Annotated in this window: 16 protein-coding genes and 1 riboswitch; of the genes, 1 reads left to right on the top strand and 15 read right to left on the bottom strand. The window is 61.4% G+C overall.

The window, feature by feature from the left end:
• The first annotated feature begins 73 nt into the window (after window positions 1–73).
• Window positions 74–160: riboswitch (cyclic di-GMP riboswitch) on the top strand.
• A 219-nt stretch (window positions 161–379) separates the two neighbouring features.
• Window positions 380–2,185: a fibronectin type III domain-containing protein gene (locus VF167_03970; GenBank protein HEX6924555.1), complete on the top strand. Its 1,806-nt coding sequence runs from the start codon at window positions 380–382 to the stop codon at window positions 2,183–2,185.
• 130 nt (window positions 2,186–2,315) lie between these two features.
• On the opposite strand, the gene VF167_03965 is transcribed toward VF167_03970, so the two are convergent.
• The 15 genes from VF167_03965 to VF167_03895 all read right to left on the bottom strand — a co-directional run bounded on the left by VF167_03965 (window position 2,316) and on the right by VF167_03895 (window position 20,997).
• Window positions 2,316–3,284, bottom strand: coding sequence for a hypothetical protein (locus tag VF167_03965; GenBank protein ID HEX6924554.1), 969 nt, complete (start codon window positions 3,282–3,284; stop codon window positions 2,316–2,318).
• Window positions 3,285–3,367: 83 nt separating this feature from the next.
• The gene (locus VF167_03960) at window positions 3,368–4,246 is read right to left on the bottom strand and encodes a sulfotransferase (protein ID HEX6924553.1); all 879 of its coding nucleotides are present in this window, start codon (window positions 4,244–4,246) and stop codon (window positions 3,368–3,370) included.
• Window positions 4,247–4,327: 81 nt separating this feature from the next.
• Window positions 4,328–6,700 carry a polysaccharide biosynthesis tyrosine autokinase gene (locus VF167_03955; GenBank protein HEX6924552.1) on the bottom strand — a complete coding sequence of 791 codons (2,373 nt, stop codon included), beginning with the start codon at window positions 6,698–6,700 and terminating at the stop codon, window positions 4,328–4,330.
• Between the two features lie 67 nt (window positions 6,701–6,767).
• Entirely contained in the window at window positions 6,768–8,009 is a 1,242-nt protein-coding gene (locus tag VF167_03950) for a glycosyltransferase family 4 protein (protein HEX6924551.1), read from the bottom strand.
• On the bottom strand, window positions 7,999–8,898 hold the full coding sequence (locus VF167_03945) for a sulfotransferase (GenBank protein ID HEX6924550.1): 900 nt from the start codon (window positions 8,896–8,898) through the stop codon (window positions 7,999–8,001). Before VF167_03945 ends, VF167_03950 begins: the two co-directional genes overlap by 11 nt.
• 2 nt (window positions 8,899–8,900) lie before the next feature.
• The gene (locus tag VF167_03940; protein ID HEX6924549.1) at window positions 8,901–10,196 is read right to left on the bottom strand and encodes a glycosyltransferase family 4 protein; all 1,296 of its coding nucleotides are present in this window, start codon (window positions 10,194–10,196) and stop codon (window positions 8,901–8,903) included.
• A 13-nt stretch (window positions 10,197–10,209) separates the two neighbouring features.
• Window positions 10,210–11,406, bottom strand: coding sequence for a glycosyltransferase family 4 protein (locus VF167_03935; protein ID HEX6924548.1), 1,197 nt, complete (start codon window positions 11,404–11,406; stop codon window positions 10,210–10,212).
• Window positions 11,399–12,367 carry a sulfotransferase gene (locus tag VF167_03930; GenBank protein HEX6924547.1) on the bottom strand — a complete coding sequence of 323 codons (969 nt, stop codon included), beginning with the start codon at window positions 12,365–12,367 and terminating at the stop codon, window positions 11,399–11,401. The genes VF167_03935 and VF167_03930 overlap by 8 nt, the downstream gene beginning before the upstream one ends.
• A 72-nt stretch (window positions 12,368–12,439) precedes the next feature.
• Complete coding sequence (locus VF167_03925; GenBank protein ID HEX6924546.1) at window positions 12,440–13,846, bottom strand: O-antigen ligase family protein; 1,407 nt, start codon at window positions 13,844–13,846, stop codon at window positions 12,440–12,442.
• Window positions 13,847–13,888: 42 nt separating this feature from the next.
• On the bottom strand, window positions 13,889–14,812 hold the full coding sequence (locus VF167_03920; protein HEX6924545.1) for a sulfotransferase: 924 nt from the start codon (window positions 14,810–14,812) through the stop codon (window positions 13,889–13,891).
• 76 nt (window positions 14,813–14,888) lie between these two features.
• Window positions 14,889–16,262 carry an FAD-dependent oxidoreductase gene (locus tag VF167_03915; GenBank protein HEX6924544.1) on the bottom strand — a complete coding sequence of 458 codons (1,374 nt, stop codon included), beginning with the start codon at window positions 16,260–16,262 and terminating at the stop codon, window positions 14,889–14,891.
• On the bottom strand, window positions 16,259–17,545 hold the full coding sequence (locus VF167_03910) for a glycosyltransferase family 4 protein (GenBank protein HEX6924543.1): 1,287 nt from the start codon (window positions 17,543–17,545) through the stop codon (window positions 16,259–16,261). The genes VF167_03915 and VF167_03910 overlap by 4 nt, the downstream gene beginning before the upstream one ends.
• Before the next feature lie 79 nt (window positions 17,546–17,624).
• On the bottom strand, window positions 17,625–19,010 hold the full coding sequence (locus VF167_03905; protein HEX6924542.1) for a sulfatase: 1,386 nt from the start codon (window positions 19,008–19,010) through the stop codon (window positions 17,625–17,627).
• 24 nt (window positions 19,011–19,034) lie between these two features.
• Window positions 19,035–19,697 (bottom strand): polysaccharide biosynthesis/export family protein, encoded by a 663-nt coding sequence (locus tag VF167_03900; GenBank protein ID HEX6924541.1) that lies wholly within the window; start codon window positions 19,695–19,697, stop codon window positions 19,035–19,037.
• 214 nt (window positions 19,698–19,911) lie between these two features.
• Window positions 19,912–20,997 carry a glycosyltransferase family 4 protein gene (locus tag VF167_03895; GenBank protein HEX6924540.1) on the bottom strand — a complete coding sequence of 362 codons (1,086 nt, stop codon included), beginning with the start codon at window positions 20,995–20,997 and terminating at the stop codon, window positions 19,912–19,914.

Below are 20,997 nucleotides of genomic sequence, written 5' to 3'. Positions count from 1 at the left end.
TTCAGCCACGAAAGGAGGTGCCGAGACTACCAGATCGAGAGCGCCGGAATCGCACGCTGTCAGGAAGCTAGTTTGCTGCTCAGAGCAAACCCGTCGAAAGATGGGGACGCAGAGCTACGGGGCTACCGCGCATCTGCGCCAAGCCCGCCGGGCCGCCAGCAACTCGGACTATGTGTCCGGATTCGGCGGCCCCGCTTCGCTGCCGCCCATCCGGACTCATAGGCTCACCGTTCCCTATGATTCAGGAGAAGGCTGCACGATGCGAGAAAGACGGAACCGGTTCAGATCGTTGGCGACCGTAGTGATGACCGTGACCTTAGCCTCGTCCTGTGCGGACGGGCCGTCCACGCCGACAGAGCTGTCACCCGACGAGCCGGGGATGCAGATCACGGCATCGAATGGCGTGATTACCGCGACGGCTGTCTCGCCGTCAAAGATCGTCCTCAAGTGGAAGGATTTCGGCTCGCGCAACGACAGCTATCGCGTCCAGCGCATGATTGACGGGCGATGGAAGCTGATCGCAGCGCTCCCGGCGGATTCCACGCGCTACACCGACGAAGGGCTCAGCGGCGGAACGAAGTACACCTATCGAGTACGTGCCTGCAACAGCAAGACTTCCGATTGTGAATCGGCTCCACGGATAACGCTGGCGACGCCGGCCGGGACGGACACGGAGCAGGCCCGCAAGATAGGCTCTTCGTCCGCGACCAGCACGGGAGTGCTCGCGGCGTTTCCGGGCGCCCAAGGCTACGGCGCCGAAGCCCGCGGTGGACGGGGCGGGCGGGTAATCTTCGTGACCAACCTGAACGACTCCGGTCCCGGAAGCCTTCGAGAATGTGCTGAAGCGACCGGCGCGCGCACCTGCATCTTCAAAGTAGCTGGTGTCATCCGCCTGCGCAGCTCGATCCGGGTTTGCGATGGGCATCTCACGATCGCAGGACAGACCGCTCCGGGAGGCGGCATCACTCTCGCCAAGGACCGCTCCACCACCACCATTAACGGCTTGATCGCTCTCGGCGACAGCGACAGCGCGTGCGACGTCGAGGACGTCATCATCCGCTACCTTCGTTTTCGACCGGGTGGCGGAGCTGATAGCTATGCCGCTGCCCTTGCAGCCGTCATAGACGGCAAATCGACTGTGAGAAACGTGATCCTGGATCATAACACGTTCTCATGGACGCCGGACAACCTGGTCAAGTTTTATCGCTCCGCTGACCGGGTGGAGGAGGTCCCGTTCACCCCCCTGATCAGCAACGTCACAATTCAGCGCGCGCTGCTCGCCGAACCGCTCACCCGCGCTGATGAGGGGCAGGGCCACGCAACCGGCATGCAGATAAACGGATCGACCCGAGAGAACTCGGCAGGCGACCCTCTCCGGTTCTGCCGGCAGATTGTCGACATCGATCTACACCACAGTGCATTCGTGCATTCAACGCATCGCAATCCTGTGCTTTCGGCCGGGTGCGAATCGCAGCGGCGGGGGGCGAAGGTGGTGAACACCGTCTCCTACAACTGGGCTTCGCGCAACGCTGAGAGTAAACACTCCAGCACCGGTGACTGGATCGGCAACTACTGGAAGCAAGGGCCGAACAGTGACCAGGACTTCTTCGTACACAACGACTCAGGCAAGGAACCGACCGGCCCAACCTCGCTCTACCTCTCAGGGAACGTGGGAGTCGACCGAAGCGGGAGGGTCGTAGGCCGCGACCGAGAGATCCACAGGAATCGGTACACCGGCGCTCCGCTACCGGCCAAGCACTATCGCGACGCTCCATTGCCGAGCGGGCCGTTCCCGATCCGGGTTCAACCGGCGGCAGAAGCGTACGCATCCGTGATCACACTGGATGATGCTGCCATCAGGCGTGGTGAGGGGGTAGGCGCGAACGCCCGGCTGACCTGCTCAGGAGACTGGATTCCCAACATCGACTCGGCGGACCGGCGCGTGCTTCGTGATGTACTCAACGGGACAGGCTCGTTCATCGCCTCGGTTTCCCAGGCAGGTGGATATCCCGACGTCGAGCGCGGCAAACCGTGCTCGGATGCCGATCGCGACGGCATGCCTGACGAGTTCGAAGCGCGCTATGGCCTCAGCGAGAGGGACGCTACTGACGCAGGTGCCGATAGTGACCGCGACGGCTATAGCAACCTGGAGGAGTATCTTAACGGGACCCACCCCAAGGGCTGAGGGTCTGGCAGGCATGGGTTGGGAGCCACGGCTCTCGGCCCATGCCCGTTCCTCTACCAACGGCACAATGGGCGCGCTCACCTTCGAAGTTCGTGCAGCTCATTCTGCATGGAGGAGAGGGCCGCTCTCGTCACCCACCCGCCGCTATCATCGCCTTTCCGAGTCGTCGCAGCTGTTGGAGGCGCCTTGCGCCACTTGGCAAGGGTAACCTCTTGTCGAGCCACTCTGCGTAGTCCGGCGGCACTTCGATCGTTCGGCGCCAGCGAGTTCTGTAGAACTCATCGTGGTAGTGAATTACAGTCAGCTCCCGCATGGAAGTGAGCCGCTCCGCCGCCGAGAGAACGGGTTGCTTGTGTAGCGGGTAGTTGTAGGCACGATCCAGTATCCGCACTTGCCGGCGGTCCGTCCTCGCCAGCACAGTTGCCGCAAGGCAGCTCTGGTCAAGAAACCACCGCTCACGGTGTGACGGGAAGATGGTCGAGTCGTTCCGTCGGGACGCCAATCTCTCCATGTTCTCCCGCCAATCCCGAAACAAACCTGCGGCAGGGCGAGCTGCCACCAACCCGGCATTGAAGTACGCCCTTATCAGCTTCCGATCGACCGTCGATCGAACATCCCAGACGCGAGTGGAGTCGACGCCACAGACCTCATAGATCCCCCGCCAGTATGTGGATGGGAGCTCGTCCGAAGGTGATCCGAGATGAGCTTCGTCGACGGGACGCACGGCAATGACTTCTTCCCCATTGAGCTCCAGAGCAACCGGCGGGTTGACAAAGATCATGTCGGAGTCGAGTAACACCAGCGTGTCGACTGACCCCTCGAGAAGATGCTCCAGAAAGGCAGCTGAGTAGGGCTTGTTTCCGGGCCCATAGTCTCTCCACGTGCAATTCAGCTCCGCCCGTACGAAGTAGGCCTGGTGCTCACTCAACTTCGCCAACGTCGTTGCGGACGGGCCACGGCCAGCGCGCGCTTGAACTACCCAGATCGGGGCGTTCCGATAGACCCCCGCAAACTCGCGGATACTCTCCACGAGCAACAAGGCTTTGTGCTCCAGATCTCCAGCTTCGATGATCAGGAAGAAGCCCAGCTTGGATTTCATCGGTCCGGGTCTCGGAGCCGCAGGGAGATGGAGTTGAGCAGGATCGATCGCTCGCGAGCCATACGTGCTGTCATGCAAAGAGCTCACGGGGCGGCAGCAAAGCCGAGCCGTGTCAACGGGTCGCGCAGCGCCTCAGTTAGGCGACGCTGTTCCGATTCGTTCAATTGTGTCCGCCATTTGTGGTCGGAGTTCACGAAAGCAAATTGCTCCACGCGTCTATCAAACTCTTCCGACCACTCCAGGGAAGCGAAGCGCGCGATTTTGTGAAGCGCATCTCTCTTGTACGCGCAAAGCTCGTCGTAGCTGATCTCGAGCCAGTCTTCCGCCGGGATATTGCCGCGGGCCTGTTCGAAGGCCGTCATGAGAATTTCCCACTGGATCCCAGCGAGGACAGTGAACGATTTCCCGGAAGCGACCCAGCGAGCATGCTGTTCGGCTGTCAACTCACCCCACTTCCAACCTGCAGGCCCCTGCCACCCTCCCCACCACGGTCTCTCCAGTAGAGAACACGCGACTGCCCGTCCATCCCGATAGACATGGACAAATCGTGCATCTGGAAAGATCGCCTTCAGGAAGCCGATCCGGGGCCAACCGGTAATCTTGATCAGGAGGCGGTGACGCTGCGGGGTCAGCATCTGGCTGAGAGAAGCACGCAGAGTCTGGCCTACCTGGCCATTGACGTCCTCGCGTACGAGATCGCGGCAAGGCTCACTGAACCCCGGAAAGTGATGATCCCAGTACGCGTAGGCTTCGGAGGGGCGTACGTGCTTGCGGACGAACTCTGAAGGCAGCCCCGAATCGAGCAGGAGCATTGCGAGACGATTCACCTCCGGATGGGTCGGGAATCGCGCACACAGCTGGGAGAGCCACGCCAGATGCGGGTGGTACGACAGTAGCTGGTGAAGTGCGGATGACCCACATCTCCCCGTGCCGACAATAAAAAGAGGGTTTCGAAGTTCCATCAGTGTCTATCTCCGCCAGGAGGCATGCGGAAAATCAGGGAGGGTATGCGACGCTGTATCGTCTCGCTTTGATACCCGCGACTAATTGACGGGCCGCGACCAGCTTCCAATCAACGGCCGCCTCCGCTCGTGCGCGGTCCGCTCACCGTCCTCCGCTTCCCGCGTGTGCTCGTACCCGTAGGTGCCGAGTCGATAGTAGCTGTAACCCGCCGGCCCACTCGGGATGTCGGACAGGACGACGCCGATGATCGTACCGCGAGCGCGCCGGATCTGCTCCATGCACTGAACAACCGCCATACGATCAGTGCGATTCGCCCGGACCGTCAGCACAACGCCGGTAACCTGCGAGCAAAGTAAGCTTGCATCGGCAACCGCGAGAATCGGGTTGGTGTCGATAATCACCACATCGTATTCAGCGCGCACATGGTCCATCAGCTCGCTGAACGCGGTACTGCCGAGAAGCGACGGCGGATTGTCGAAGTCGCTACCTGCGGTTATTACATCGAGCTCGTATGCCTCGATCCGCCTGATGGCGACGTCCAGCCCCACATTACCGAGAAGAACGTCCGTCAGTCCCGGGGACTGGCTGATAGCGAACGTCTTGTGAACCGTAGGCCTCCGAAGATCCGCTTCGATCAACAGCGTTCTCGAACCTTGCTGCACCATGGTGAGCGCCAGGTTTGCGGCGACAGTGCTCTTTCCGTCCTTTGGCATCGCGCTCGTGACCGCGATGACCTTCGGATGCACCGGAGTCGCGAGTCGGAGATTGGCTGCAAGCGCTCTGAACGCCTCGACCCCGGCAAAGCGAGCAGCTCCGTTCTTGGGCGAGATGTCCAGATGAGGGATGAATCCGAATACCGGAAGGCCGGTCGCGCTCTCCACGTCTTCGCGGCGACGCACAGTCGTGCTGAAGTAGTAGCGTAGACCTACCCCTCCACTGCTAAGCAGGACCCCGGCGAACAGAGCAATGGCGAGCTTGAGTCCTCGGTGCTCGGGGTCCGGATTGAGAGGGGTCGGTGCCTGATCGACCAGCTCTACGTCTCCGAGCTGCACGGCCTCTGCCACCCGCGCCTCATAATACCTTCCCACCAGCGGCAGCAAGGCGCTCTGGACGGCATCCACCCGCTGCTGCATTCTCGCGAAGTCGGTACTTCGTTGTGGGGCTTCACTGAGTCTCCGACGCAGGTCAGCTATTCTGACCTCGACCGCCGCCACGCGTTCTCGAAGTAGCAGGAGGGATTGCTCCGCGGCGATCCGAACCTGTGTACGCGTCGCCGCGATCAATGAATCCACCACCTGCACCTGCGAGCTTCTCTCCGTATAGCCGAATTGTGACGCTGTCAGCCGACTACGTTCGGTTTCGAGTTGCTGCAGGCGGGAGTACATGCCGTCTCCGTCCGGGAGCACTTCGCGACCCATGGCGACCAGGCGCTGCAATTCCGAGACATTCTGTGCCCCGTCTCGAGCCCCCTCCACCAGCGTCTCCATGAGACGTTCATCCAGACGTAGCCGTTGTCGTTCTGATTCCGCCTGGAAGAGCGCCGTCGTCAACGCGCTGCCTTCGCTCTCGGGATGCAGAACTCTCTCCTGCTGCTGAAAAGCCAGAATGTCGTTCTGCGCCACCCTCAGTGAATCCGATAGAGCGGCCACCTGGTCCGCGAGGAACATGCGGCGGGCACGTGCGGCCTCACGAGCTGAGCGGGCACGCAGGTCGCGATAGACTTGAGCAACCACATTGACGACTCGCGCAGAACGCTCGGGGTCGGGATCCGTGTAACTCACGCGGATGATGTCCATGCTTTTCCCTGGCCCGGCCTCGATTCGGCGGCGGAGGGTTTCTGCCGCGCGATCCGGCGATCTGACCATGAACCAGATCGGATCGGCTCGTGCCGCCTCGGGTTCGGCAACGTGGAACCGAAAGCCAGGTCCCTCGAGCCATCCGTCGTCCGAGGCCGTATCTAGAACCTCCCCCTGTCCGTCCAACAAGGCGAGCCGGCCGCGAGCAAACCCTATTTGATATCGGCCTGTGTCCGGGTCCCTATCCACCTGAACCTGGTCAAGGATCCGACTCTGATACCGTGGATGATCGATGAACTGCAGGGCCAGTCCCAGCGAATCGACTACCGCGGCCATGACGACTCGACTACGAATAATCTCGACCTGGGAGGCGAAGTCATCGTCCACGCTTCTTCGGTCCGTGCCGAGTCCCGACGCCGTGAGCGGCGATGCCTCTGTCTTCATCAACAAGACTTCCGACGTATATTGCGGAAGTTGCTGTGAAAGTCGGTAATAGGTGACGCCAAGGGATAGAAGGCCCCCCAGCAAGATCAGCTTCCAGTGCGACAGGAGCATTCCCAAGAAGGTCACCACATCGTTGCGCGGATCACTCGAAGCATCCGATCCCGGGAACCGCCCCGGCACCAGCGAATTGGGGGCGGGCAGCTCGTTAGCCATGTGCTTGTGCGCTACTTGATGGTGTGACTGCGGTGGCGGAGTGGCGGGCGACCACCGCGGGAAGGCCTCAGTTCGGTGCGTTGGCCGCAGAACTGAGCCTGCGCAGGACCGAGGGAGCGGCGCGTGCGAGCAGCTCGTGGTACGCCGCCGCCGTCTCTGCGCAGATGACCGCAAGATCGAAATAGCGTATCGCTCGGTCGCGCGAGGCCGCTCCATAGCGGCGTCGTAAGTCCTTGGCTGCAGCCATTCGCACAATTGCCTCGGCGAGCGAGCCAGGATCTCGGGGTGCAACCAGAATTCCGTTCCGGTCGTCCTCGACGACCTCAACGCATCCCGGCGAATTGGTGGTGATGATGGGCAGTCCCATGGATGCAGCTTCCAGAAGCACCCGCGGAATACCCTCTCGATAGAAAGAAGGCAGCACAAAGACGTCACTCGCCGCCAGGACGGCGCGGACGTCGTCCCGAGGACCGAGCCACCGAACGGAGGACCGCAGGTACTCGACCTCCTCTGCCTTCAGATGATCCCGGGCTTCGCGATCGTCCGGTCCGACGAGCACGAACTCGGCTTCAGGCACACGCTCCCGCACGAGTCTGGCCGCGTTCGCGAACTCCAGCGCGCCTTTGGAGCGGATCACACGCGAGACCATGGTGAACACTACGCTTCCACTTCCTGCATTGGCCTCGCGGCGAATCATTTCCCTCTCTTCCCTGGAAACGAGTGCAGGGTCGAAAAAGTTGGTTCGCACTCCCGATCCGGGTATGACTCTGGCTTTCGCCGGCTGTACCATGCCCGTGGCGATCAATTCCAGAGCATCATCCCGATTCTGGAAAATGGTAAGATCGGAGACCGAGCAGGCGGTTCGTTGCAATGGGCGGTAGAGCGCTCGCAGGAAGCGCGTACGGCCATTGTTGTCAGCATACAGCGAGCCTAGCCCGGGTAAGGTTCCGACAATCACCGGCACCTGCGCCCAGTGCGCCGCAATACGGCCCCACACGCATGGTTTGGTTGCGAAGGTATGAACGATATCCGGTCGTAAGCGCCGGAAGAGTTGAAACAGCCGGACGGTTGAATGCAGATCGGCAGCGGGATTGGGGGCCCGGCTCAGCGGATAGACGCCGAATTGAATGTCCGCGTCCATGAACCGATTGCGCGACTCCGAGGACGACCCTAGGACGGCCACGGTGAAATCGCTGGAAAGTTCTCGTGCTAGGTCGAGCCTCAAGTGGACGTCACATCCGCCCACGATCAGCACCAGTGGGCGGCGGTCGGATCGACTGAGCACACTGCGGAGATCGCTAGTCCGCATACCCGTAGCGGCGATTGAGCCACGCACCCAAAAGAGCGAACAGCTGTCTCTCCCGTCCGGCCAATGCGGTATCCTTGGCCGCAACGGCATTCGGCCTGAGCGCGATCTGCGTCTCGAAGCGGACGCGATTTCCTCCCACCATGTGCTCAGCCGAGAAGGTCTCTCCCGCCTGCAATCTCTCCACGACCGGCTCCAGGTTCACCCCTAGGAAGTTGCCAAGCCGCCGAAGCGTAGCGCCCGGTTCGGCGACGAAGTCCTCGTATCGCAGGCGTATATACCGGTCGCGCCCCAGAGCCCAGCGCAGCGTGGACGTCCAGAGATTCGTCAGCACCCATCCCAGCACTGCCCGCAGTACCGGAGCTTTGAGAGGAGGCACGCGTCCTTCGAGGGCCCAGTTGCTCCCGGTACGCACCAACGACCGTACGGTCGCACGCCCGTCACGCACCATGTGGATCACGAACACGTCCTCATCTAGCAGGCGGGCGAGCGCCAGAGGCCTTGCCGCCGTGAGGCGCGCGGACTTGGAGGCATCCACAATGATGGGTTTGGCCGTCTTTCTGCGGATGCCCGCTAGAAGATTCGCTTGGAACGCCTGGTACGCAGACCGGCGCGAACCCGGCAGCAAACCGAGCCAGAGCAGCGGAAGCGCCAGCACCCGCTCAGTCAGTCGCGCACTGCGAGTCGCTTGGGGATGAGCGAGGGGAAGGAAGTCACTCCAGAACTCACACTCGGGATACGGACGGAGGCAGGAACAAGCACGATTTGGATCGAACCAGTCCTCATGGGCGAAGGCGATTTCACCAACGCTTGCGATCTCCGGATGGGCTCCGAGAATGATGGAGAGGATCGTCGATCCGCTCCGTCCATACCCGGCGATGTAGATGACCACGCTTACGACGCCTTCGGTATGGCTGTAATCGCCGAGGTCTGGCGAGGGGCGAGCAGCGACAGGTAGAATGCCGCCTCCTGAGCGCCCACACGCTCTACCGAGTACAGGCCCGCGTCGAAGTCAGGGTGCATGGACATGCCCCGTCGAAGGTCGGCATCCGCCGCCAGGGTCTCCAATGCGTTCGCAATGTCGGATACGTTATTCGGGTCTACCCATATCCCGTCGTGCCCGTCCCGCACCACCTCACATACCTGACCATAGTTGGCACACACAACGGGAAGCCTGGCAAGCATCGCCTCGACCAGAACCCGGGGCTGCCCTTCGTAGTGCGTCGCGAACAGGAATACGTCTGCAAGATGGTAGAGAGTTCTCAGCCTATCGTGAGCTACGAACCCGAGGAAGAAGACGCGGTCGGCAACACCGAGCTGGATGGCAAGCCGTTGCAGCTCGGAGCGGAGAGGACCGTCCCCGGCGATCACGTAGTAGAGGTGCGGAATCTTCGCAGCCGCCCGCGCGAATCCCCGCAGCATTCCGGCAATGTTCTTCGCGGGAGTCAACCGCGCGACGGTAAGGAGAATCACACTGTCGGCAGAGACCTCGCGAAGGCCGATCTCCGCCGTCATCTTCAGCAACTCTTCACGAGACGGCGTTGCCTGAAACTTCTCGAGATCTTCTTTGTTCGGAATGACCTGCACCTTTTTCGGCGGAACGCCGGCGCGGATGGCGAAATCAGCGATGTAGCGGCTGACGCTCCGCACCCGCGTGCAGTTGCGGAACAGGTAATCCCAGACGAATCGGGCAGCCCACCGCAACGGTCGTGAATACGTCAGGGCCATCATTCGCTCGTAGTCGTTGTGGAGCGAAATGACGGAAGGAAGCCCCGCCTCCTTTGCGGCCACCACGGCCGGCAAACCGAATTTCAGCGGACCGCCGAAGATCTGCGCGACCAGCGCGATATCGTGCTCCCGAAGCACCCTCCGAAGTCGCCGGAGCGCGCAGGCCATCGTATAGAGGTTGTTGATGATTCGAAGGCGCGGGGCCTCGGACAGCGACCGAATCGGGTGGACGACGACCGTTCCGAAGCGGATGTGCTCGTACTCGTGGTCGTCCCCCATCGAGATCAGATGCACCTCGCGGAATGCACCTGCTGGATTGAAGAACTCCTCCAGGTCTCTCCAGTTTCGCGACTTCGCCAGATTGGAGAACGACCCCATCACACCGGCGAGGACCGGCTTCTGCTCGGACGGGCCTTTCCCCGGATGGCGGGACTCAGGGACCGGCTTGACGCGGAGAACCATGGAAGCCAGAGCGCTACTTGTCTGTTGACGGGGCGTTCAGAGCTGCCGAGGTCAGCTTCGGAGCCGTGGCGCTGCGCCGGAGAAGTTCCGCGTACATCCCTTTATGCTCAGCGGCGACTCGAGTCAAAGAGAACATCTCGCCGATCGTCCTGCTCGCCACCGCACCCAGACGATTGCGACGGGATCCCGAGCTGAGCATCTCATTCAACGCTCGAACGAGTGCTTGCCGGTCCGCCGCAGGGACCACCATGCCGTTAACATCATTCCGAACGACCGCGAGATTTCCGGGTAGATCGCTCACGATGACCGCGAGCCCGGAAGACATCGCCTCGAGCAAGGCCACGGAAAGACCTTCCATGCGAGACGGAAGGACGAACACATCTGACGCTCGGAGAAACGAGGCGACATCGGTCTGGGCGCCGAAGAAGCGGGCAGCGATGCCCAGCGACTGTGCTAGTCGCTGCAGGCCATTCATCTCTGGACCGTCCCCGACGATCACTAGGAGGTCATCTCCGCATGCTGATCGTTGGGACCAGGCCTTCAGCAAAACGTCGACCTGCTTCAGCTCGATGAGGCGACCGACATACAGCACTATCACCGCCGAATCCGGAAGGTCGAGACGCCTACGTGCGGCTTGCTTCTCGGCTTCCGTAGCCGGCCGGAACACGTCCTGATCTATGCCGTTGGGGATGAAGCGGATTGCGGAGGGAGGCACCTTCTCTTCGCGGAGCTGTCGTTCCATTTGCGGGCTCAGCGCCGTGAAACAGTCGACCAGACGGCTCATCAGCCGAACGCGCAAACGGCCCAACCGGGATCGCTTCTGCTCCACGATCATCATCTCGCCATGAATCGTGGCGACCACTCTTCTTCCCAGCAGGACTTTGCACAGAAGGCCGATGAGCAGCGGTGCATCGATGCTCTGGACGTGAAGTAGCCGCGTTGCCCGGTAGCGCGTGCCGAGCAACCAGAGACTATGAATGACGAACGTTGCTGCCCCCAACTTGCTCCGAGACGGATGTCCAGCCCGGACCACGGGGACTCCGTTGCACTCATCCGACGAGCTAAGACCCGGCAAGCGACGGGTGAGAACGACGGCGTCCACTCCTTGTTCGCGCAGAGTGACGCACAACCTTTCCGTGCTCTTCTGGATGCCGCCGACCAGCGGGGCGAAAGTGGAAAGGATGTGGCACACCTTGATGGGCTCATCCATCACGTTGGACCATGGGTGAGCCGGCTGCGACCTCGAAACCAGTTATCGTCCGCGGGAGCAGATCCGGCCGCCGCCAGGGCACGTCGAGCATGGAGAAGAACCATTTGGGAAGCGGGCGTCGGTGCCCACGTCGTGCGTAGGCAAGAGCCTCGCGGAGAAGGCTCCAGGGAATCGCAAGGCCGATCCCGGCGATCAAGCGGGCCAGACGCCGCTCACTCCGAGAAAGCCCCTCCCGACCATTCCTGCCCGAGTAGCCGGAGTTTGGCGCGAAGCTCGGGTCGCAGACCTGTGGCTCGAAGCCAAGCCCCAGAAACTGGCAGATACGCTCCATCGACGCGGGCATATCGGCCCGAAGATCCTCGTATCGCACCCACAAGAGCCGCCGGGAGCGACGTCCGAAACCCTCCAGTATCCGGTTATAGCAGGCCCAGCTGAGAGCGGTGCGCAGCAACTCGCGCCGTCGCCAAGAAGCGTCCTCGGCGAGCGACGGGTCCCGGCGGATAGCCAGCGCGATGGAAGACGCAGCTACGTCCTCAACGTCGCGTCTCACTGCGATGAAGCGAGCCGTGGGGTAAAGTCGCGCGAGGCGATGGACCAGCAGAGAATGAGAAGGACTCTTTTCGACCCAGTAGTTCGCGGAATTGTCACCCGCGAACCGGTCCATCACCCGCTGGAAGACATCTGCATAGGTCGTCGGCCACAGCGAGTACAGGAACTCGCGCGTCGCACCGGCGAGTCGGAAGTAGTCGCTCAAGCTGACGATCTCCACAAACTCTATGTAGTTGGCTGGAACCCGGAGATCGCCATAACGACCGTCGATAGCATCGAAGTAGGCACTCTCATGCAGGCCGTGGTGCTGAGTATGACGAACGCCAACCACCTGCGAGTGCTCGCATAACTGATTCGCGAGCCAGGTGGTCCCCGAACGATGCTTTCCGACAACGAAGATAGGCGTTGCCATCGGGGCGGTGGCCGGAGTCCGCGCACGACCCGGAGTACGTGCGCGGCTGATATGTGTGACGACCAGGGAGACCTAGCTGCGGGAGGGAGCCAGCGTAGCGCGATCAGCCCTTGCCAAGCGATCGACTACTGTGCTCATCGCAATCAAGACCCAGAAGATCTTCTCCTTCTGGTTAGGCAGGTAGAAGCCGTAAGGGATTGCGTGAAGCAGAAGCGCAAGAGTAAGGGCCTGGACCAAGTAATGGCGATCCCGTTCCGTAGCGCCCTGAGTCGAGTACCATGCTCGCAGCACACCCCGTATCGCGGCCCCGATAAGTAGAACCCAGGTGAGGATACCGACGGCGCCAAGGTCGGCCAGTATGCCTATCAGGCTGCTATGTGGACTACGGCGGTTGGTATAAATCCTGTCAGATCCGGCCACAGTATACTGATACTCGCGCAGGAAAAGCTCACCGTAGTTGTTGTATCCAACCCCGAAGAGCGGGTGGTCGCGAGCGATTGCCAGCCCGACCCGCATATGGTAGCCACGCCCACTGTAGGTCCCACCGTCCTGGCTCAACGTACTCTCCATGTAGGGCCCGATGGTCTGGATACGTTGCGCGACTCGATCCCAAGGGACCCAGAGGAGTGTTCCCACCAGGCCGGCTACTGTAAGCACACCGAGCCAGGCGCGGCCCTGGCGACCACGGAATACAAACCAGTACTGGGCCAGCAGCACCGGAACCAGCAACATCAGATTCATCCGTGAGTACGTTACGATAATGGCAACCACGGAGGCCGCAGCCACGGCGATGCCAAGAACTCGCCAGACGCTGGTCGTGTGCGAACGCAGGAGATAAAAGCAGAATGGGAGCAGGGTCAGCAGCACTACCGCCGTGCCGTTTACTCCCCCAGCGATATCGTCACCGCCGCGACGCAACCCGCCAATCAGAGCTTGGGTGAGCGTCATCGTCGAGGCCACGCCGGCACTCAAAATCAGGACTCGTATCAAACTGTCCATACGTCGCCACGAACCGGCTAGATCGATGATGATCATGCCAAGGGCGAACGCCTGAACCAGCGAGATCGCGCCACTCCGTGCAATGAGCGGGTTATGCGCCCATGTGATGGATGACACAACGAGCAGGACAAAGAGGCCGCCCATCACGAAGTAGCTGGAGGATAGCAGAGAGGCGAAGGACTCCCGATGAACGATCTTCTGGACGAACCACGCGCCACAGACGAGGATTCCGAGAAGACGGGTGGCGGTGAAGCCCTCGCCTACCATGAGCAGGTTCTCGAGCGGGATCGTCGCGGCAAGCAGGAGAAGGCCGATGGTAGGCCATATCATGATGACGAGAACGGCAGCGCCTCCCGCGAGCAGCAGCAGCGCATCGGTGCCGTGATCCGCTACGACCACCCCGTACAAGGCCGCGAGGGCCACACACCCGCCGAGGATGAACTGCGGCAGCAGCTGCTCACGCGATTTGATCGTCAGCATTCTCGCGACGCCTCGAGGCGAGCGCACTCGCTCAATCCATTACTAGACACGTTGCGCCGCTCCCTGAAGTCCAACCTGGTACCAGTGACTGAGATCCCGGCCGAGCAGGTTCGCGAGGGCGCGATTGCGCTTCAGGAAGTACTCATTGAGCTGGAGCCGCGTAGCGGGATCGAGCGCAGGCAGGCGGACCTCGCGTTCGTTCACACGCTGAATTGCGTCCTTCACGCTGTGCCTGATTCTCTCCGGCAGGATACGAGCGAGCACTGATCGAAGGCGGGGTGCAACATCACGAGAGGAGGTCAGGGCGAGCACCCTTTTCGATCGCGGAAGGGCGGCGGCGTTCTTACGCCGATCGACCGATGGGACGACGTTCGGGTCCAGCTCAGGGAAGAGTCGGAGCAGCGACTGGCACACACCCACCGCATCCGCTGCAAGGTCCTCGAGCAGAATGACGTGAACCTGCTCCCGCGCGAACTGGCGCAGAATCGCCTCCAGATAGGGGGCATAGCTGGAGCGCTCCAGGTAGGAGCATCGGAAGCGTCGGGCCGCGTCGCGTCCGAATCGTGAGCCATCATCAGCGATCGCCGCCTCGAATGACGAAAGCGGCTCCCACCCACGCCGTCGAGCATACCAGAACTCGGAATACGCGCGGTCAACGGGGTTACGCAGTAGAACCACAACATGAACGTCAGGGTTGTGGCGCTGCAGCCGCGCCATCGCCTCCGCGGAATACATCATCGCGACGCTCTTGCCGCAGATTACCTGCGCCTGGCTCTTTGGCCGGAAGTACATCGGATAGACAGCTTCGTACCCCCGTCCGTATCGCTCGTCATTTGCAAAGAACTGCATTTCGCGCTGAGAGTGCGTACAGACACCAGGGTGCTGGCCAAGGTAGTACTTCAGCGCAGTAGTGCCGGCCTTCGGCGCCCCTACGATCATGAGGCGCACCGGAAGAGTTGGAGCCATCGCAGTGGAAGGGGCAGGTCTGCTCTGCGTAGTGGTACCGAACAACCGAGAGAGAGCGTCGGGCCCTAAGGAAAGCTTACTGGTTCACAGCGATAGCTGTTGAGCCGTAGGAGCGTGGCTCCTCTGCACGGGACTCATGACGGGAACCGACGGCCGGATAGCGGTCCCGAAGCTCTCGGCCGAGCTCGAGGCCTTTTGCGATGCAACGGTCCGAGTTGACGTACTCCCAGTCTCCGAACCGCCCGAGGGTGTAGATGTCGTACCGGGCCATCCACTCCTTGATCTCGCGGAGAAGTGCCGGTCGATCGTGAGTGTACACCGGGTAGGCGTACTTCACGTCGATATGCCCCGTCCAGACGATATCCTCAGGAGAATCCAGGACGCCGATATCGCACAGAAAGGCGGTCACCTCCGGGCCAATCCTATCCACATCGACCTGCTTCTCCGGAGATAGAGACACCTCCGCCATGACGGCATGATGCGGCTGCGCCCGCAGATAATCCGACGAATTGTGATTGAGCGCGATCTTGTGTGCCGGAACCTCGGCGCCGGCGCAGTAGATGCGCTGAATGGGGGTGGTCAGCGGCCGTCGGGTCAGCAGGAGCTCGACGCGCAGGGACATGTACTCCAGCTTGTCGGCCGCTTCCTGAATCTCGGGCGGAGTTCCGTCAACGATCCGGACGAGAAGCGGCAACGGCATGGTCGACACCAGGAACTCATAGCCGTAGTGGGAGCCATCCGCCGTTGACGCGACACGCCGCACCGGATCAATGCTGGTCACAGCACGATTGAACTCGATCGCCGGAATGTGCGGAACAAAGCTCCTGTAGATCTGTTCGAACCCACCGACGCGCGGATAGCCGACCTGAGTGTCAGCCTGCAACGGCTTCCGCTTGCCACCATTGGTGTCGAAGTGCTCGACCGAGCCTTTCGGTCCCGCTACCCGCTCAGACGTCCATTCACACGAGATCTTGCGAATATCCCGCGCCCACAGCTTCCGGTTGTATGGAAGCATGAAATGCTCGGCAATTCCCCGTCCAAACTTCTGGATGATATACTCCTCGAAGTTCTGGGGAGGCGGAGCATCCCGGTCGATGTTGCGCAGGCCTTCCTCGCACGCCTGAACTACCTCGGAATCCGGAAGCTGGTCAAAGTGCTTCTGGAACGGATAGGGGATCAGCGTTCCATGCGAGTATACGCGGGCGTCACGCTGCTGCAGCTCGAGGGCTCCGCCCATGAGCCGCTGTACCAGCTCGAAGACTTCCGGATGCGGGGTATGAAACGAGTGTCCGCCGATATCGAACACGCTCCCGGAATGCGTGATGGACCGGCACAATCCGCCGACCGTGTCCTCTTTCTCCAGAACCAGCGTATTTCCCTGCAGCGCATAGGCCACCGCCAGCCCCGACGGCCCGCCGCCAACGACCAATCCCTGAACGTCCTTCATCATCGACGGACTCCTGTGGTGTCAGAGCCGATTGCCAGCCCACGGTACAGGTCCACGTACTGGTCGAGACTCTTGGTTACGGCCATTCGATCCTCCACCCAGCGCCGGGCCACGTGCCCGAGTTCCTCCCGCATACGGGTATTGCCCACAACCTCCGCGATCCTCCTCGCGAGCACGCGAGGATCAAAACTCGCCAATAGATACTGGCGCTCCGCAGTTCCGAACTCCGCTGGAAGCCCTATGAAGGGAGTACAGACTACGGGTAAGCCGGAAGCCATCGCTTCCGGTACCACGTTGGGCATTCCCTCCCTCCGCGAAGGGAAGACGAACACGTCCGCCGCTCGCATGTATTCCTCTACGTTTTCCACGAGACCGACGAAATGAACCCGGTCCGCCGCGCCCGACGCGTTCAGAAGCATTTCGAGGCGCCGTGCGAAACCTGCCTGGGAAGGATCACTCTCGTCCCGTCGCGGTCCGACTATGAGCAGGTGAAGCCGTGGATAGTCGCGCGCGAGCTCGCACCAACCTTCTAGAAGCAGATCGATGCCCTTGCGCGGGGATACCGGTCCCACAAAGAGCAAGACTGTGTCCTCCGGCGCAATGCCGAGGGCGCTGCGTAGAGCCTGCCTTTCGTCGGCACCGGAGGCGGGGCGGAAGCGCTCGGTGTCGACTCCGTTGGGAATAACCTCGATCCGCGTTTCGACGCCCAGCGCTCGGAGCCGATCGAGCATGAGCCTGCTACTCACGACAACACAATCCAACAGCTTGAATGGTATTGTGATAGATCCACGTTGTAATGTGGTGCGGATGCGGCTCGCTGGCTCCTCCGGCAGCATTGTGCTGGTATAGACCAGGGGGATGCCCATGCTTCGGAGGCGCCTCAGCGCCGGGAGGCCGACGAACGAAAGGGAGAGAAGCTGTATGACGTCCGGACGGTGTTGGGGATGGCGACAGAAATCGACCAGACGCCTGCTGAAGATCATTGATCGGCGCAACGGCCCCGCATCCCCCATCCGTACACGGTGGGTCGGCACGCCGAGAACGGTTTCGGCGGGAAGCATCGTGCCCAAACGATCTTTGGTGGTCGCCATCTGCACGCCGGACATCGCCGCCTTGACCGTGCTTGGCGTGCCGGCGAACACCTCCACCTCTACATTTCGCGCCCGAAACCCTGGTAGATAGCGTCCGAAGCGGACTGCAGGTCCAGCATAAACGGGGTAGAACGCTTGCGTAGCGAGGCACAGCCTGACACGGTGCGAATTGTGGTCCCGTGCCTGGAGCGGCATCATCGTCTGCATGAGGGCTGTGAAAGGGGAGGCAGTGCGGCGCTGCGCGACTAAGACGTCGGCGCCCGGAGGCGGGGCATCAGAGATATCCAAGAGCTTCCAGACGCTGGCGAACCTCGGGGGGAGTGCTGGTGTCGCGATCCCTCGTATCCCCGCGATGGAGAGAGCCGAGCTGATACTGAAGCTGAGCTTGGAGCCTGACCACCAGATCGGCCCGGGAGCCAGCCAGGTTCATGCGTTCGAAGGGATCGGCATCGAGGTCGTAGAGCTCGTGCTTCCCGTCGCTCCGCTCGACCAGCTTGAAGTGATCGGTCCGAATACAGCGCATTGCGACGTCGAAGCGGGACGTATCGGCCTGAGGAAATCGCCGCCGTATAGCTCTGACGTTGGGAACGAGGTATTCCGCCATCACCGCCTGTCGCGGGGCACCGCCGAAGATCGACCGGCCAGCGTGGCTGCCCGCATCAGTTGGCGCAGCAGACTGACCCAGCCATTCCCTGACGGTCGGCACCAGGTCCACGTGCTGCACAAAGTCCCTCCTGACTTCCCCGGTTCGCTCTCCTCGGGGTAAGCGCATTACAAGCGGCACGTTGATCAGGTGTTCGTACAGGCCGTACTGATGGTCGAGCAGGCGGTGCTCCCCGAAACTCTCTCCGTGATCGGAAGTGATGACGAAGACCGTCTCATCCGCGAGGCCGAGCTCCTGTAGCCGCGCATCCAGCTCCCCGATCTGCCGGTCGAGATGCACCAGCGAAGCGTCGTACAGGGCTTGGAGGTCGATCAATTCCTGCTGCGACATCGTTCGAGCTCCAGCCATGACCGCGAAAGGGTCCTGGAGGGCTCGCTCTGCTCGACGACGATCGGTAGCTCCGAGAAACCTGAAACGGTCTCGGCCACGCAGGCGATAGGGGAGATGACAATCCATGTAGTTCATGAACAGAAAGAACGGCAGTCCCGACCTCTGCTCGCCGAGCCAGCGCGAGGCCAGGGCCGTTGCTCTCCGCGCACCCCGATCCTTCGCCGTTAGGTCCCGCACCCTGCGGTGGATGCCACGAATCCCGGCCTGTATCCACCCGCCTCCTGACCCGCGCAGCGCGCCGACATCGATGCTGAGCTCAAAGCCCTTATCCAGATTCGTGTGTCGAGAGATGAAGCCATTGCAAGTGATGTTGGCGGTTCGGTAGCCGCGCCGACTCAGGAGCTCTGCAAGGGTTGTATGGGCGTTATCGAGATAATTTTCGTTCGCATCGGCGCGATGCTGCGACGGATAGAGGCCCGTGAACAGCGAGGCATGCGACGGGATCGTCCAACACGACGCAGCATAGGCTCGCTCGAAGAGAATACCCTGGGAGGCGATCCGATCAATGTTGGGCGTAGTTTCCCGCTTATAGCCGTAGCAGGAGAAATGATCGCGCCGACCGCAGTCCAACACGATCAGCACCAGGTTGGGAAGAGACTCTGGCATCGTGCGGAGGCTCAACCGTGGACGCTACAGGCGGTTCGCCAAAGTCACCAGCAAAAGCACTGTTTGAACAACGAACAGCACGCTCCGCGCGTCGCTGAGGCTGAGCCCTCGAGACGCGGTAGGAACAACGATCTGGTCCCCCGAGCGGAGCATTAGATCGTTGCCTAGTTCACCTCGCTCCAGCATCGCGGAAGCATTGACCTCCACAACCTCCCCGCTGCGTACAATCCTGACCTTCTCCTGATTGGCCTCTGCACCGAACCCTCCCGCGAGCGCTATGACGTCGAACAAAGACTGAGTCGGCGTAATGGTATAGACGCCGGGACGCTGGACCTGGCCGAGCACCCCTACACGGAACATGGGAGTAATCCCGACCACCGGGCTTTTCATCGCCACACTGTAGCCTTCTCGAAGGCGTGCCCGAAGCTCCTCGACCGAGACGCCGCCAGCTTTGACCTGTCCCAGCACGGGGAGGTAGACATAGCCCGATTCTTCGACGACGAACTCGCCTCCCAACTGCTCATCGGGCCACACGGTGATCTTCAGGGCGTCACCCGGGAGCACGACCAGCGACTCCTGCTCGCTGGGCGGAGGCGGGACCATTTGGGGTGAAGCCGTTTGGCCGATCGCGGGACTAGTGAATGACACGAGTCCGAGTCCAACCAGTACGACGGAAACAATTCTCATCGACCTCCTCCTCCTACAAAGGACGCCATTGTCAATCTGGCGAGATCCCGCATCCGAAAGCTTAGCTGGCTGAGCAGCGGACTTGCCCCCCACACTTCGTGACCGTGAGTCACGTGCCCCGGGGGCTTTATCGAAGAGCTGCTGACGGAGGGACACCATCGGCGGGGACGAAGGGTGAGAATGAGGAACGTAGTCCCGGCGCCGCGGCTCGACCTCAAATGAGCTGAGAGATCAGTTGTCCAACTCGCTCGGCCGTTACGCGATCGGAGAAGATCCTGGTCACTCGATCGCGGCCGGCCGTCCCCATTCGGGAACGCGCATCAGTATCTCGGGCTAACTCGATGAGCGCGGTGGCCATGGCGTGCGCGTTTCGTACTGGAGTCAGCCTACCGGTCGTGCCATCTACTACCGTTTCTTTGACCCCGTCCACTGCGAACGCGACCACCGGGAGTCCTGCTGACATGGCTTCCAATACTGCGCGCGGATGGGCCTCCTCGAGTGAGGGATGCACGAAGATGTCCGCAGCGGTCAGGAGGCTGGTCACGTCAGAGCGAAACCCTAGTAGGTGGACATTTCGCTCCAATCCGCGGTCGCGGATGAGTGCCCGCAATCGCTCGGTATATGCTGCGTCTCGATCCATGCGTCCCGCCAGGCACAAGTGCGCGTGGGGGAACGCCGTATGGACCTCGGACATAGCTTCAATAGCGTACTCCTGTCCTTTGGCAGGGCGGAAATGGGCTATGCTGACCAGCAGCAGCGTGTCTTCCGGCAATCCGAGCGCCGACCTCATTGCCGCTACGTCGCTGTGGCCACGGTCGGCGTCTTCGGCTGATGCGACACCGTTGTAAACCACGTGCAGCCTCTCTTCGCGAACAAAGCGCCTTATGGATGCCGCACATGACTGGGAGACAGCGACAACCGCATCTGCCCACCGAAGGTATCCCAACCGACGCCAGTCAGCGTCCCACTTGATTCCGCGGACGTGGCACACGTAGGGCACGCCCGCGAGACGGGCGGCGAGAAACGCGATACGAGCACTGCTGTGCGTGTTGTTCGCGTATACCAAGCGGAATCCTTTTCTGTGAATGAGTCGCGCTAAGGCGGGCACTGTCCACTTGTTGGCCTTCTGGGTTATGCAAGCAATTCCTTCCCGCTCCAGCACCTCAGAGAACTGTCCGTAGCCGGGCACCATGACAACCGGGCTGTACATCGTGCGCAAGTGCCGCAGGAGGTGCAGAAGGCTGTTTGTGGGCCCGGTCCAGTCGGCCGTGTAGGAGACGAAGAGAACGCTCGGGAGCAT

It is taken from the genome of Longimicrobiaceae bacterium (assembly GCA_036375715.1).
Taxonomy (GTDB): Bacteria; Gemmatimonadota; Gemmatimonadetes; order Longimicrobiales; family Longimicrobiaceae; genus DASVBS01.
This window is presented reverse-complemented; position numbering and strand designations above follow the sequence as displayed.